This window comes from Yokenella regensburgei ATCC 49455, from assembly GCF_000735455.1.
Lineage (GTDB): Bacteria > Pseudomonadota > Gammaproteobacteria > Enterobacterales > Enterobacteriaceae > Yokenella > Yokenella regensburgei.
Genome location: NZ_JMPS01000039.1, coordinates 1 through 13,497, shown reverse-complemented (window position 1 = coordinate 13,497; position 13,497 = coordinate 1). Strand labels below are relative to the sequence as shown.

Annotated in this window: 12 protein-coding genes; 6 read left to right on the top strand and 6 right to left on the bottom strand. The window is 52.3% G+C overall.

Going from position 1 to position 13,497, the window contains the following annotated elements:
* Positions 1–8: 8 nt before the first annotated feature.
* From GYRE_RS11650 to GYRE_RS11640, 3 genes are all read right to left on the bottom strand, one after another.
* Positions 9–2,534, bottom strand: coding sequence for a fimbria/pilus outer membrane usher protein (locus tag GYRE_RS11650; RefSeq protein ID WP_081874653.1), 2,526 nt, complete (start codon positions 2,532–2,534; stop codon positions 9–11).
* A gap of 99 nt (positions 2,535–2,633) precedes the next feature.
* Positions 2,634–3,320 carry a fimbrial biogenesis chaperone gene (locus tag GYRE_RS11645; RefSeq protein WP_006818432.1) on the bottom strand — a complete coding sequence of 229 codons (687 nt, stop codon included), beginning with the start codon at positions 3,318–3,320 and terminating at the stop codon, positions 2,634–2,636.
* A 58-nt stretch (positions 3,321–3,378) separates the two neighbouring features.
* On the bottom strand, positions 3,379–3,909 hold the full coding sequence (locus GYRE_RS11640) for a fimbrial protein (protein WP_006818433.1): 531 nt from the start codon (positions 3,907–3,909) through the stop codon (positions 3,379–3,381).
* 815 nt (positions 3,910–4,724) lie between these two features.
* On the opposite strand from GYRE_RS11640, the gene GYRE_RS11635 reads away from it, so the two are divergent.
* On the top strand, positions 4,725–5,426 hold the full coding sequence (locus tag GYRE_RS11635) for a flagellar brake protein (RefSeq protein WP_006818435.1): 702 nt from the start codon (positions 4,725–4,727) through the stop codon (positions 5,424–5,426).
* Between the two features lie 41 nt (positions 5,427–5,467).
* The gene (locus GYRE_RS11630; RefSeq protein WP_038255405.1) at positions 5,468–6,073 is read left to right on the top strand and encodes a helix-turn-helix transcriptional regulator; all 606 of its coding nucleotides are present in this window, start codon (positions 5,468–5,470) and stop codon (positions 6,071–6,073) included.
* Between the two features lies 1 nt (position 6,074).
* On the opposite strand, the gene GYRE_RS11625 is transcribed toward GYRE_RS11630, so the two are convergent.
* From GYRE_RS11625 to GYRE_RS11615, 3 genes are all read right to left on the bottom strand, one after another.
* Positions 6,075–6,941 (bottom strand): aldo/keto reductase family oxidoreductase, encoded by an 867-nt coding sequence (locus GYRE_RS11625; RefSeq protein WP_038255403.1) that lies wholly within the window; start codon positions 6,939–6,941, stop codon positions 6,075–6,077.
* A 109-nt stretch (positions 6,942–7,050) separates the two neighbouring features.
* Positions 7,051–8,280, bottom strand: a complete 1,230-nt coding sequence (locus GYRE_RS11620; protein WP_006818438.1) for an amino acid permease — start codon at positions 8,278–8,280, stop codon at positions 7,051–7,053.
* A gap of 144 nt (positions 8,281–8,424) precedes the next feature.
* The gene (locus GYRE_RS11615) at positions 8,425–8,886 is read right to left on the bottom strand and encodes a multidrug/biocide efflux PACE transporter (RefSeq protein WP_038255401.1); all 462 of its coding nucleotides are present in this window, start codon (positions 8,884–8,886) and stop codon (positions 8,425–8,427) included.
* A 106-nt stretch (positions 8,887–8,992) separates the two neighbouring features.
* Here GYRE_RS11615 and GYRE_RS11610 point away from each other — a divergent pair, with 106 nt between their 5' ends.
* The 4 genes from GYRE_RS11610 (at position 8,993) to kduD (ending at position 13,029) form a co-directional block, all read left to right on the top strand.
* A complete protein-coding gene (locus GYRE_RS11610; protein ID WP_006818440.1) occupies positions 8,993–9,877 on the top strand; it encodes a LysR family transcriptional regulator in 885 nt (294 codons plus the stop codon).
* Between the two features lie 99 nt (positions 9,878–9,976).
* A complete protein-coding gene (locus GYRE_RS11605) occupies positions 9,977–11,146 on the top strand; it encodes an acetyl-CoA C-acetyltransferase (protein WP_038255399.1) in 1,170 nt (389 codons plus the stop codon).
* A 222-nt stretch (positions 11,147–11,368) separates the two neighbouring features.
* Positions 11,369–12,205 (top strand): 5-dehydro-4-deoxy-D-glucuronate isomerase, encoded by an 837-nt coding sequence (kduI, locus tag GYRE_RS11600; protein ID WP_038255397.1) that lies wholly within the window; start codon positions 11,369–11,371, stop codon positions 12,203–12,205.
* 62 nt (positions 12,206–12,267) lie between these two features.
* Positions 12,268–13,029 (top strand): 2-dehydro-3-deoxy-D-gluconate 5-dehydrogenase KduD, encoded by a 762-nt coding sequence (gene kduD, locus GYRE_RS11595; protein ID WP_006818443.1) that lies wholly within the window; start codon positions 12,268–12,270, stop codon positions 13,027–13,029.
* Positions 13,030–13,497 lie beyond the last annotated feature (468 nt).

Below are 13,497 nucleotides of genomic sequence, written 5' to 3'. Positions count from 1 at the left end.
AGGTTCCTTTATTTCGTGCTACAGGTCAGAGTTACTTCCTGATAACCACCCGGTTTATCAGTATCAATAGGCGGCAGCTGCGGCACGGTCATCATGCAGGAGTCAGCAGCGTCATCGCCCCATTTCATATTCAGTTTTTCGCCGCTCTCAACGCCGGAAACGTAGGCTTTACCTTGGGTACCGACCACGCCAATGCTGTTGCCCTGGCTGTTGAAAATGGTGGCGCCAATCATCGGCGTTTCACCGGTGCTGAGTTTGCTGTGGATAAGCAGGCTCTGACCGAGATGCGTTTCAAAGACCACTTTGCCGATAGCGCGGTTGGTCGGAACGATATCTTTCGACGCCAGCGGAATGTCCAGCCCGTTGCCAATATCGGAGGTACGCAGCGCCACGCGGTTGTGACGGTATGGCATGGCAGAGGTTTGTACCGCGTAGCCGAAGTGGTCTATCGCAGCCCCGGGCTGGTTTTCCAGACGGACACCCTGCGCGCCTTTGGCTTCAACCAGCACAAAGGTATTCTGCAACGGCTGCGACAGCGTGACGCCACCGGAGTGCATCACCACGCCGCCCGACACGTTCAGTGAAGTCTGCTGGTAGTTGGAGTTATAGCTGTGGCCCACTTCGACGTTGCCATAGCTGCCCTGATAACCGACGTTAGCCACGCTGGTGTTCCCGCCATTTTTGGTATGGCCGGTCTGCAGGTAGTAGTTCATGCGGTTGTCATCAAGCAGCGTACCGCTCAGGCCAGTGCTGTAGCCGTTGCCACTCTGCTTGCTGTGGTTGGCGTTAAAGCTGACGGTCATGTCGCGGTTGGTATCGAATACGCTGAACGGAATCGAAACGTTGAAGTTGACGCTGTTGTCGCTGTAACCGTAGTTACTGCGGCTGTTCTGATAGAACACCCCATAGTTGACGCGCTTCCATGTGGTGCTGACACCGGTTTGCACCGTGCGGTCGTAGGCGGAAGTCCCCCAGTAGTTCTGGCGCGACAATACGGCATACAGCGAGGCACCGGCGATATGCTGGTTTACCGATAGCTGCACACGCTGACGTTTGTTGTTATAGCGCAGCGTATCGTAGTACTTACGTTGATTGGTCGCCCAGTCCGGCACCCCGTTCGGGTTGTTATCCTGGTCGTAATACTGGGTGTGATAAATACCGTTATCCCAGCTGGCGCGCTCATTAATGGCGTCTGAGAAGTCATAGTAGCCAGAAGTGGAGTAACGATACCCGGCCAGCTGGAATTCAGTCCCCAGGCTGTTCAGAGATTTGGAATACAGGAAGCGGAAGCTGGCGCCACGCTTATTGTCGCCGGAGGCGAGGTCTGTGTCAGACCAGGCGGCATCCACGGAGGCTGCACCCCATTCGCCCATGTTGGTACCCACGCCCAGCACGCCGGAGCGGTAATGTTCCGCCATCAGCACGCCGCCGTATGGCGTCAGGTCAAAGCTTGTCCCGTGCGAGAAGGTCGCCTGCACAAATTTCGGCTGGTAGCTGGTTGAACCATCGTGATATTTACCGGCGGTAATCTGGTATTCCCACATCCCTTCGCGCAGCATATTGGGTACAGAAGAGTAGGGGATGCTAAAGCTGTGGCGCGAGCCATCGGCTTCAATTACGGTTACCGCAAGATCACCGCTCAGGTTGCTTGGATAGATATCGTTAAGCGCGAAAGGTCCCGGCGGCACGTTGGTGCTGTACACGGTATAACCGTTCTGACGCACTTCGACGCGGGCGTTGGTGTTGGCGACACCACGCACGACGGGTGCATATCCGCGCAGGCTGTCTGGCAGCATCTCCGGAATGCTGGAAAGCTGCATCCCGCGGAACTGGAAGCTATCAAAAACGTTGTTACTGGTATTGCTCTGGCCCACCTGCACACGGCTGCGCCATGGCACGATGTCGGTTTCCGCCCAGGTAGAGACGGGGGTCCAGTCCTCTTTTTGCCCCGGCTGTTTGGTGAGCGTGGAGTTGTTACGAAAACGCCACGAGCCGAGGTTGACGCCGTTGTTCAGCGACAGGAAGTAGTATTCGCCCTGGCGGGTATTTTCGCTGTCCTTGTAGCGGGTATGGTCGCCGCTGAAGGAGTAATTCACATAGGCGGCGTTGATACCGTCTTCGTAGACGCGAGGGGAGATAGCTCCCTGCGGACGCGGTTCCATATGCGTCTGCGGAACCGAGATGTCCAGCTCCTGCAATGCGGCGTTCCAGCTCATCGAGCTGCCCGGAATCGCTTTTACGATGTCATAGCAGGCGCTGCTGCCGGCGGTCTCCGCGACCATGATCCCGTATTCACGGTAATCCTCGGCAGACAAGCAGAAAGTCCCTGGGATATTCGGCTGTAACTTTTTAAATTCGATTTCACGGTGATCGACACGTTTTTTGTTCACGTAGATGTCGAACGGATAGCGTCCCGGCAGAATGTCATCGCCATTAGCCAGGTCTTTAACCAGCTCGACGTTATCTTCACCGTGAATGAATGAGGTATTGAACTGCTCTTCAGCATAAGACAGTGGAGCGACTAACAGCGGCATTGCTGATACGCACAGAGTCCAGCGAATGTGGTAAGCCAGACGCCGTGGTGACAGGTCCATTTTTTTATCGCGAGCCATGCTGTTCGTCCCTAAACTGAATTATTGAATGCGTGTATCTTTTACTTCGGTGTGGCCGCCGTAATCATTGATGAAGGTAAATGACAGGCTGTTAGCGGCGGACGCCCCGGCAGGTACCGGAATACGCAGCGAAGACATCGGTTTCACCATGTCAGCCTCGGTTTTCCAGGTTTTACCGCCGTTGCCTTTCAGGGTCAGTACCCCGAAGGTGACGTGCAGAGGGCCGTTATTGGTCACCACCAGTTCATTACCCTGCTTACGCCAGCTCAGTGCTTCAGCTTCTTTTTGCAGCGTGGTTTTCACGGTTGCCGGGCGATAGAAGAGTTTGACGCGGGTGCGCACAGCAATTTGTAAGACGTTGTCTTGTTTTGCCGAAGGTGGTATTTCCTGAACGTTAATCCAGTAAACCGATTCACGATCGCCAGGCAGGCCGTTACCGGAATAAATAAAACGCAGAATGGCGTCTTTATTTCCTGCCAGCTTCAGAATTGGCGGGATCACCTGCATGGGTAAATTATTAGGCGTTTTGCTGGCATCACCGGTATCAAGCCAGGTTTGCACCATCCAGGTTTCATCCGTGTCGTTATGAATCGACAGGGAAGCAGACTTTTGGTTACCGTTATAAATAACCCGGGTTTCATCAACCTGAATTCCCGCGGAAGCCTGTAAAGATACAAGAAGTAATAAAGATGCCAGTCGCTTTTTCATTTACTCAATCCAATTAATCGCGCAGACCATCCCTGGTCCAGATTCACTGATCCGTGGCTTATTTGTATTCGATGGTAAAGTTGGCGTTCGCGTTTGCGGAGCCAGCCTGTACGGTATCGAAAGATTTGTAGCGGGCTTTCAGGTTGAAAGTCGCGGTGCCATCGCTGGCTTCCGGAGCAGACGGAGTAATCGTGACCCACGGGGTATCGGTGCCAGCAGACTGGTTGATCGGGATGATTTTCTCGTTGTTATCGAGGATCTCAATACCCACGCCCTGAGCTTTATCAACGGAGAGCAGGTTGGAATGACCGGCAACGGTCTGGCCATCAAAACGCAGGGTGTAATCGCCAGCAGTACATTTTTCCAGCTGAATAGTGAAGGCTTTAGAAGCGGTTACGTCACCAACTTTGGTAAAGGCGCTGGTTGGATATTTACCGATGAAAACTTGTTTATCCTGATCGCCAGAGACTACGTTACAGGTGGATTTAATGATCTCACCGGTGAATTCAACCTTGCCATTTACTGCATAGGCATTCATCGCCGTTGCTGACAGGATCAGCGCAGCGGCAGGCAGCAAAATCTTTTTCATTATGACTCCATGTACTGTTTAGAAAATAACGATTAGCAGGCAAATAAATGCCCCGGGTTATCAAAGTGTTGCTCGATCGAATGCGTCCTGATGGACTGATTGGGCGGGGGAAATTTACATTAAGAATTTTCTTAGAGTGATTGTTTTCACGACTTAATTCACAGAAATTAATAGTTTGTTACAATCGCCGGAGGTGGAAATTTGTGATTAGTCAGGAAATATACTCAGGGAGGAGGGTGGGTAAACTTCTATTTACCTGTTGTTTTAACTAAATAATTTGAATGATGTTTTAGCATTCCGTGCGGTATTAACTGAATCACGAAATAAGCTTAATCACGATTAGCATTGTGCCTGTGACTCACTTTTCATATTTAGTTTTAAGTGTGTTTTGCAGGCGTGCATGAATAAATTACCGTTATCACTGTTAACCTATTGAAATCAATTGTTATGATGAGATCGATAGGTACAAGCAATCATTTTTGCTGAGCTTTTCTGCTAGTATGCTGACAAATTGAGATAATTACTGGTGCCAGAGCGCTGCCAACTAAAAAACGATAATCGCTCTTTGATGTTTTATCGAAATAATTATGGCGCCTCCGTTAAGAGTGCTATTACATTAAGGTGATGGCCGATTGTTTTCCCAATGGGAATTGTTTTATTTTTTATTGATGCTTGATGGCCTTTCTAAAACCCTACGGTGCATTCCAGGCACCAGAGGTACAGAATTTTGCCGGTTTCAGATAACATATCTGTTCCAGCTCTTAACAAACAGACTGGTAGTGCTTTGATACTCGTATCAGAAGGATAATTACAAAATGGAAGACGCCTACGTCAAGCAGGGTCTGTTTGAAATCATTGCGATTATGCGTGAAGCAGTAAAGAAGGGAAGCCGGGTAGACGTCCGTGCTAAAACACGCGTGTTGGCTAGCCGTATTCAGAAATTAGATTCCAGCGGATTCTTTATCCCATGGAGTGAGGAACTGGCAAAAGAGCGCAGCGCGCTGAGCTTTGCCATCCAGGATTACAACGCGAAATACGAATTTAAAACGACAAAAGCAAAATCCGTAACCGTTAATGGCATCAATTGTTTATATGTCAGTTTTCCAGAAAGTGTGAATGTTACACAGCGTAGAAAACATCTGCGTTTATTTCTGGCGAACAAACATAATTTCCAGTGTTACGGCAAGTTTAATGACGGCCGAAAATACCACTATAGAATTAAGGATATTTCGCACGGTGGCTGCGCACTCATTGTCGAAAATGACGAACGCGTCAGTTCACTGAGCGGTACAACATTACGTAATGTTGAATTAGATTTTAATGATGTAGGGACTTTAGTTTCCGATCTTCACGTGATTAACGTAAAGCGGATAAAAGAAACGGCCGACGATGAGAGCGATCGTGACTACTTTCATCTCTCCTGCCAGTTCAAGCGAATGACGGAAAGTACGCTGCGAAAACTGGACAATATCATCGTCAAATTACTCCTTGAAGAGAAGCGACTGCGTCGTTTGTAAAGCCGTCGCTGGCTTTTCGTTTGTAAAGAGAAATGACTCTGATGAAAAAGATTATTGTCTGGAGCGCCATGGATTTTATGGGTGCGGGTCTTCAGTCGGCGATTGCTGACTCCGGGCTTGAACCTATCTTTGTCAGTACCGTGGTAGAGCTGGAATTTGTGCTCGACACATACCCAAGCGCGCCGCTGGTTATCAGCCTGCTGGACAGTGATTATTCGCCAACAGAAAAGATCCTGTGGCTCAACAATCACGTTGAGGGCGTAGAGCGTAAGCAGATTGCCCTGCTCCTGAAGCGCCAGCATGAAACGCTGGTACCGGAACTGCTGTCGCTGCACCATTTTCAGGTGATCGCCGATGACGTGCGTCTGGTACAGCTGCACGAAACCCTGCTGCAGCTGGTCGTGAACCAGAGTCTTCCTGATTACAGCGAAAGCGTGTCGTCCGAGCGCGGCAAGTTGACGCAGATGGAAAAAAGTATTCTGCGCCTGCTGCTTCAGGGGTCAGACATTCGTCATGTCTCGCAGCAGCTGGCGATCAACTACAAAACGGCACAGGGTCATAAAATGAACGCTGTGCGTAAACTGGGTTTTCGCAACAGCGCTCAGCTCTATAAAAACCTTAACGGTTTCCGTTCTCTCGCCTGCTAAGTCAGGCGTTGATTTTCTTCAGCGCGTTAAGTGCCCATTCGGGAAGCGTCAGTGAGGCGGCCGCCAGGTTTTCCTGCAGATGGCCGAGCGACGACGTGCCTGGAATGAGCAGCAGGTTAGGCGAACGCTGTAAAAGCCAGGCAAGCGCCACCTGCATCGGTGTGGCGCTGAGCTTCTCAGCCACCTCGTTCAACTCTCCGGATTGCAGCGGTGTAAATCCGCCAAGCGGGAAGAAGGGGACGTACGGGATCTCCTGCGCCGCCAGGCTATCAATCAGCGCATCATCGGCCCGATTAGCCACGTTGTAGAAGTTCTGCACGCAGGCGACGGTCGTCATTTTCTGCGCATCCGCTACCTGCTTTGCCGTCACGTTGCTCAGGCCAATATGACGGATAAGCCCACGCTCTTTCAGCTTGATCAGCGTCTCCAGCGGCGCTTCCAGCGAGCCTTCTGCCGGGCCGTGCTCACTGAGCATACTGCGCAGATTCACCACCTCCAGCACGTCCAGCCCCAGATTACGCAGATTATCCTCAACCGCCTGGGTCAGCTCTGCAGGTGACATCGCGGGCAGCCAGTCGCCTTTCTCATTACGTCGTGCGCTGACTTTGGTGACGATGCACAGATCCCGGGAATAGGGATGGAGTGCCTTGCGAATGAGCTGATTGGTGACGTGTGGACCGTAGAAATCAGAGGTGTCGATGTGGTTCACCCCTGCTTCAACGGCGGCCTGTAAAACCTTCAGCGCCATCTCAGGATCTTTGGGAGGCCCAAACACCCCCGGACCTGCCAGCTGCATGGCGCCATACCCCAGGCGATAAACCTGATGTTGACCTAAGGAATATGTACCGGATTTTTTTACACTCGACATTATGCTTTCCTCAGAGAAATGACATAACCAGTGTAACGCCGCAGGAATGAACGTGGGAACCAGAGAGTGTAACGAAAGAAGGCGGCGACCGTGGGTCGCCGCAGAGGATTTAGCTCACAAACATGACCGACACGCAGAGGATCCCCACCACCAGCGTGATGAAGCTGCCCACTGAACGGTAGGGCTTCAGGGACGGGATCAGGTAGGTTGAGATGGTTGGCATGATGAACAGGATCATGGCGATAAGCGGCCCGCTTATCACGCTAATCATCGAGATGGCGTTCGGGTTGATGCAGCAAATCAGGAAGGTGATAGCTGACACCATAATGATCGACATTGCCCGGTTAAAGGCGCGGCTCTTATGTACCCCGACCACGTTAAGCGATGTGCGAACCACCTCGGTTGCCCCTTCAATCACCCCAAAGTAGGTGCCAAGGAAGGATTTCGACATTGCCACTACCGCGACAATAATCCCGGAAACCGCGAGCCATGCCGGAGAGTTTGGCATCATCGAGAGCGCGGAAAGGATGGTCACGCCCTCATGTTTCGCCGAGGAAATGTAGTTTGCCGGAATCGACAACAGGCAGCTAATCACAAAGAACATCACGCTTAAGCAGATGATTAAGTAAGCTACCTTCATGATCTTTTTGCATTTACCCATGGCCAGGTCGCCGTACTTCTCCCGCCGGTCAATGGCGAAGGTAGAAATAATGGGCGTATGGCTAAAAGCAAAAACCATCACGGGAATAGAGATCCAGACCTGGTGCAGGGTGTGTGTACTGAACTCCATCTGTCCGGCAAGCAGCGATGGATCCCAGCTTCTGGTCAGCCACAGCGACAGGAACAGGAAATAGGCAATCAGTGGGAAAACCAGGAAACCCATGACCTTCAGGGTGATATGACGCCCCATCAGGAAGATAAGGTTCAATACCAGTACAACACCGGCGCTCACCATCACTCGCACACCTGTCGTGAGCGGCATATGTTTTGCCAGCTGTTCGGTCAGGGAGTTGGTGATTGCCACGGCGTAAATCAGCACCACCACGAAAAAGGCGATGAAGTAGAGAGCGGTAATAATGTTGCCGATCTTACGTCCGTAGTAATGGCTCACGGCTCCGGTGATCCCGACACCTGCGGAGGTGTTCGAGGAGAGAATGAACTGACACAGTGCGCGATGCGGCCAGTAGGTTAAAGGCCAGGCAACCAGGGCAGTGATGAGCAGCACCAGGCTCCCGGCTGCACCAAGCTGGATGGGAAGAAATAGCGTTCCGGCACCTACGGCGGTGCCATAGAGAGCAAAACTCCAGAGAGTCTCCTCTTTAGACCAAATTTTAGACATTATTCGAATTTATCAACCATAAAGTCAGAAAAAAGGAGTGCAATTTACCATAATTCTGCCGCTGGCGGGGAGGATAGTTGATGGCAGTGCGCTGTGCACGGGGGGATGAAAAAAGGCAGCGGAGGCTGCCTTTTCGCTAAACTATTAATTCTGAACGGCTACTCTTTGCATCCGGCGCTTAATGATGCGTGCGCGCAGTGTGTCATAAACCCAGTTGTACACCACGGTGTAGGGCAGGAAGAACAGGAAGAAGCCAATCTCCAGCATAAACGCTTCCAGCAGAGTAACACCCAGCAGCGGTGCCAGAATGTTAACCCCGATGACGATAAAGCCCAGCTCAAAGCCCAGTGCGTGGGCGATACGGACTTTCGCAGTACGCGTGACACGGGTCACCGGCCAGAGTTTATCGAACCCGGCGTTATAGATAATGTTCCAGACCATCGCGAGCGTCGCCAGCAGAATGGCCACGCCGCCCATTTCTACCACTGAACGCTGCATCAACCAGGCGGCGGTCGGGGCGAGGACCAGGGTCGCGAGACCCTCAAACCCAATGGCATGGAAAATACGCTCCAGGATCGATCTGCGATGTAAGTTATTCTGTTGCATAAAAATAAACCTCAATTTCATTGTTCTAATAACGGTAACTGGAAAAATATTTTATAGATAATTAAGATGAGTGAAAGATAGATACCATCGAAAAAGTAGATACATCATGCGCTACTCTCCCGAAGCTCTGAATGCCTTTGTAGAAGCGGTGTCCTGCGGATCTTTCTCCGCAGCCGCGCGAAGATTACGTAAAAGCCAGTCGACCATCAGTACCGCCATCTCCAATCTCGAGGCGGATCTTGGCGTGACGCTATTCGATCGTACCTCCCGTCAGCCGGTACTGACCGAGCAGGGACGGCGGGTACTGAGCTATGTACAGGCGATACTGACCGCCAGCGACCGGCTGGACGAACTGGCGGCTGCGCTTTCGGGGACCACCGAAGCCCGGCTGACGTTTGTGCTTTCCGATACCATGCATCCTGATCTGCTGGCGGGACTTCTGAGCGAGTTTGATAAGCGTTTTCCGCAGACCGAGTTTGAGTGCCTGGTGGGTGAGGATGTCGATGTTATCGACCTGCTGGAGAAGGGGCGTGCGCAGATTGGTCTGATTGAAGCCCGTGGGCGCTACCCAACGGAAATCGGTATGACGCGCATGTCTTCGCACTCAAAGATGGCGATTTACGTCGCTCCGGAACACCCGCTGGCGGAGAAAACCGAAGTGGAGTGGGACGAGCTGCATACCTGGCGTGAACTGCGATTGAATACCTATCTGGAAGAAGACCCACAGCCGGCGCGCGGGCCAGTGTGGTCGGCGCCGAACTATTTACTGCTGTTGAGTATGGCTGAGCAGGGATTTGGCTGGTGTGCGCTACCGTGTCCGCTGGTGGAAGAGTTTGCTCACTCAAAATCGCTGGTGATGCTTAACATTATTGGCTGGCCCCGCTCGGTCTCCGTCGACCTGGTCTGGAATAAGAAATTTCCGCTGGGGGCGGCAGGCAGCTGGCTGCGGGATTACCTGCAAAACGCGGCGGTGCCGCATGTGGCAAAATGAGCGCTTCCCGTGTGATAAAACTCACCATTTTTAAACAATTACGATAACTGTTGATAACAATGTTCTACTATGGCGAAGGATTTTTGCGCAGAGGTAGAGATGAAAGATGTCGTTATCGTCGGTGCGCTCCGGACACCTATCGGCTGTTTTCAGGGGGCGCTGTCGGGCCACTCGGCAGTCGAACTGGGCAGCATGGTAGTCAAAGCGCTGATCGAGCGTACCGGTATTGCCGCACACACTATTGACGAAGTGATCCTCGGGCAGGTGTTAACGGCAGGAGCCGGGCAAAACCCTGCACGTCAGTCGGCCATCAAGGGCGGGCTGCCGAATACCGTATCTGCTATTACCATCAACGATGTCTGCGGCTCCGGGCTTAAGGCCCTCCATCTGGCTACTCAGGCTATCCAGTGTGGTGAAGCGGATGTCGTGATAGCCGGTGGGCAAGAAAATATGAGCCGGGCACCCCACGTGCTGACCGACAGCCGTACCGGCGCGCGTCTTGGCAATAGCCAGTTGATTGATAGCCTCGTGCACGACGGCCTGTGGGATGCGTTCAACGATTACCATATGGGGGTCACCGCGGAGAATCTGGCGCGCGAGTACGGCATCAGCCGCGAGCTTCAGGATGCGTGGGCGCTAAGCTCGCAGCATAAAGCGCGGCTGGCTATCGACTCCGGGCGTTTTCGTGAAGAAATCGTACCGGTGCTGAGCCCGCGTGGGCAGCTGGTGGATACCGACGAGCAGCCGCGTACGGATGCCAGCGCAGAAGGGCTGGCGCAGCTGCAGCCCACGTTTGACCGTCTGGGTTCGGTCACCGCAGGTAATGCATCCACGATTAACGACGGGGCAGCTGCGGTACTGATGATGAGTGAAAGCAAAGCGCAGGAGCTGAATCTGCCGATCCTGGCGCGGATCCGCGCCTTTGCCAGCGTCGGGGTCGATCCCGCACTGATGGGGATCGCGCCGGTCCACGCGACGCGCCGGTGCCTCGAGCGGGCGGGCTGGCAACTCAGTGATGTCGACCTTATTGAAGCCAATGAAGCCTTTGCCGCGCAGGCAATTTCGGTTGGCCGCGTGCTGGAATGGGACGAACGCCGGGTCAACGTCAACGGTGGGGCGATTGCCCTCGGTCACCCGATTGGTGCCTCCGGATGCCGCATTCTGGTTTCACTGGTTCATGAAATGTTAAAACGCGATGCCCGCAAAGGCCTTGCCACCTTATGTATCGGCGGTGGGCAGGGGGTGGCGCTGGCGGTAGAGCGCGACTAAATCCTTCCCCCGAAAGCCGCGATGCGCGGCCATTTTACCTTTGATAACGGCTCACCTCTGGTGGGCCGTTTTCTTTTATGTGAAACCAATCAATAAAAATTGAAACGATGTTTTATTTATAATTGAAAACCCATTTCAGGAGGGGTAGGATGGCCATATAACCAAAGCGGAACCCTGTTTTACTCCGCTTATCCTGGTCAGAACGCATATCCGGAGGTGAAGATGGACGTAAGACAAAGTATCCACAGCGCACACGCCAAAACGCTTGATACAGAGGGCCTGCGCAAGGAGTTTTTGGTCGAGACGGTATTCGTTGCAGACGAATACACCATGGTTTACAGCCATATCGATCGCATCATCGTTGGCGGCATTATGCCGGTGAAAAAAACGGTTTCAGTCGGTAGTGAAGTCGGCAAACAGCTCGGCGTGAGCTATTTCCTTGAGCGTCGTGAGCTGGGCGTTATCAACATCGGCGGTCCGGGCACCATCACCGTCGACGGCAAATGCTATGAGGTTGGTCATCGCGATGCGCTGTATGTGGGCAAAGGTGCAGAAGAAGTGGTCTTCGCGAGCGTTGATGCCGCCCATCCCGCGAAGTTTTACTACAACTGCGCACCGGCGCACACTGCTTACCCCACCAAAAAAGTGACGCCAGAAGAGGTCGCGCCGGTGACCCTCGGCGACAACGTCACCAGCAACCGCCGCACTATCAATAAATACTTTGTTCCCGACGTACTGGAAACCTGCCAGCTCAGCATGGGCCTGACCGAGCTCGCACCAGGCAACCTGTGGAACACCATGCCGTGCCACACCCATGAGCGCCGTATGGAGGTTTACTTCTACTTCAACATGGAGGAAGACGCCTGCGTCTTCCACATGATGGGCCAGCCGCAGGAAACGCGGCATATCGTGATGCACAACGAACAGGCAGTCATCTCCCCAAGCTGGTCCATCCATTCCGGCGTCGGAACCCGTGCTTATACCTTCATCTGGGGCATGGTTGGGGAAAACCAGGTCTTTGATGATATGGACCATGTGGCGGTTAAAGATCTGCGCTAAAAGCGGCAGGTAAAGCTAATCAATGCCTGTCACCGGCAGGCGCAGTATACGTGAGGAAAAACATGATTCTGGATACATTCTCCCTTGAAGGCAAAGTGGCTATCGTCACCGGTTGTGACACTGGCCTCGGCCAGGGTATGGCGCTGGGTCTGGCGCAGGCCGGTTGCGATATCGTGGGTATCAACGTTGTTGAACCGTCTGAGACGATTGAGCAGGTGACGGCGCTGGGTCGTCGTTTTCTGAGCCTGACGGCCGACCTCCGCTCAATCGATGGTATTCCTGGGCTGCTGGAGCGCGCAGTCGCCGAGTTTGGCCACATTGATATTCTTGTTAACAACGCGGGCCTGATTCGCCGCCAGGACGCTATCGATTTCAGCGAAAAGGACTGGGACGATGTGATGAACCTGAACATCAAAACGGTGTTCTTTATGTCCCAGGCCGTGGCAAAACAGTTTATTGCTCAGGGGAACGGCGGCAAGATTATCAATATTGCCTCTATGCTCTCCTTCCAGGGCGGGATCCGCGTACCGTCGTACACGGCATCGAAGAGCGCTGTGATGGGTGTAACCCGTCTGCTGGCTAACGAGTGGGCAAAACACAATATCAACGTTAACGCTATTGCTCCGGGCTATATGGCGACCAACAACACCCAGCAGTTGCGTGCTGATGAGCAGCGTAGCGCTGAGATCCTTGACCGTATTCCGGCTGGGCGCTGGGGACTGCCGAGCGATCTGCAGGGGCCAATCGTCTTCCTGGCTTCTGGGGCATCGGACTACATCAACGGTTATACCATTGCGGTGGATGGCGGCTGGCTGGCACGTTAACTTTCACTCGGAAGTATTCTAAACCCTCGCAGAAGTGCGAGGGTTTTTTTATGTCTGGATTCGGACTTGAGTAATGATTAATAACCATATGTAATTATTTTCGTTGTAAATATCAGGGATTAACGAGCATCAGTTAATTCTTATCTTTTAAATTTACTGGGTCTCTACAAGGTATTACTGAAAACAGGATGAGATAATTACTTATTTAAAATTAGATGGTTAGAGAGGGTTTGTGAGAGGTGAATTTAAGTAAAGGCAAGCAATTGTTTTTTCGGAAATTCCTACTATTTTTTGTAGCTTGAACCAAAAGTTCCCAAAAAAGTGATTAGGAATATTCTGCATTTACGGTATTATCGCGCCCCTAAGGGAATAATATTGAGTTATTTAAGGCTATGTCATCACTGGAAATCAAACCCAAAAACAACCTTGACCTGTCTCGTTTTCCGAAGCACGAAATGCACGCGGGGG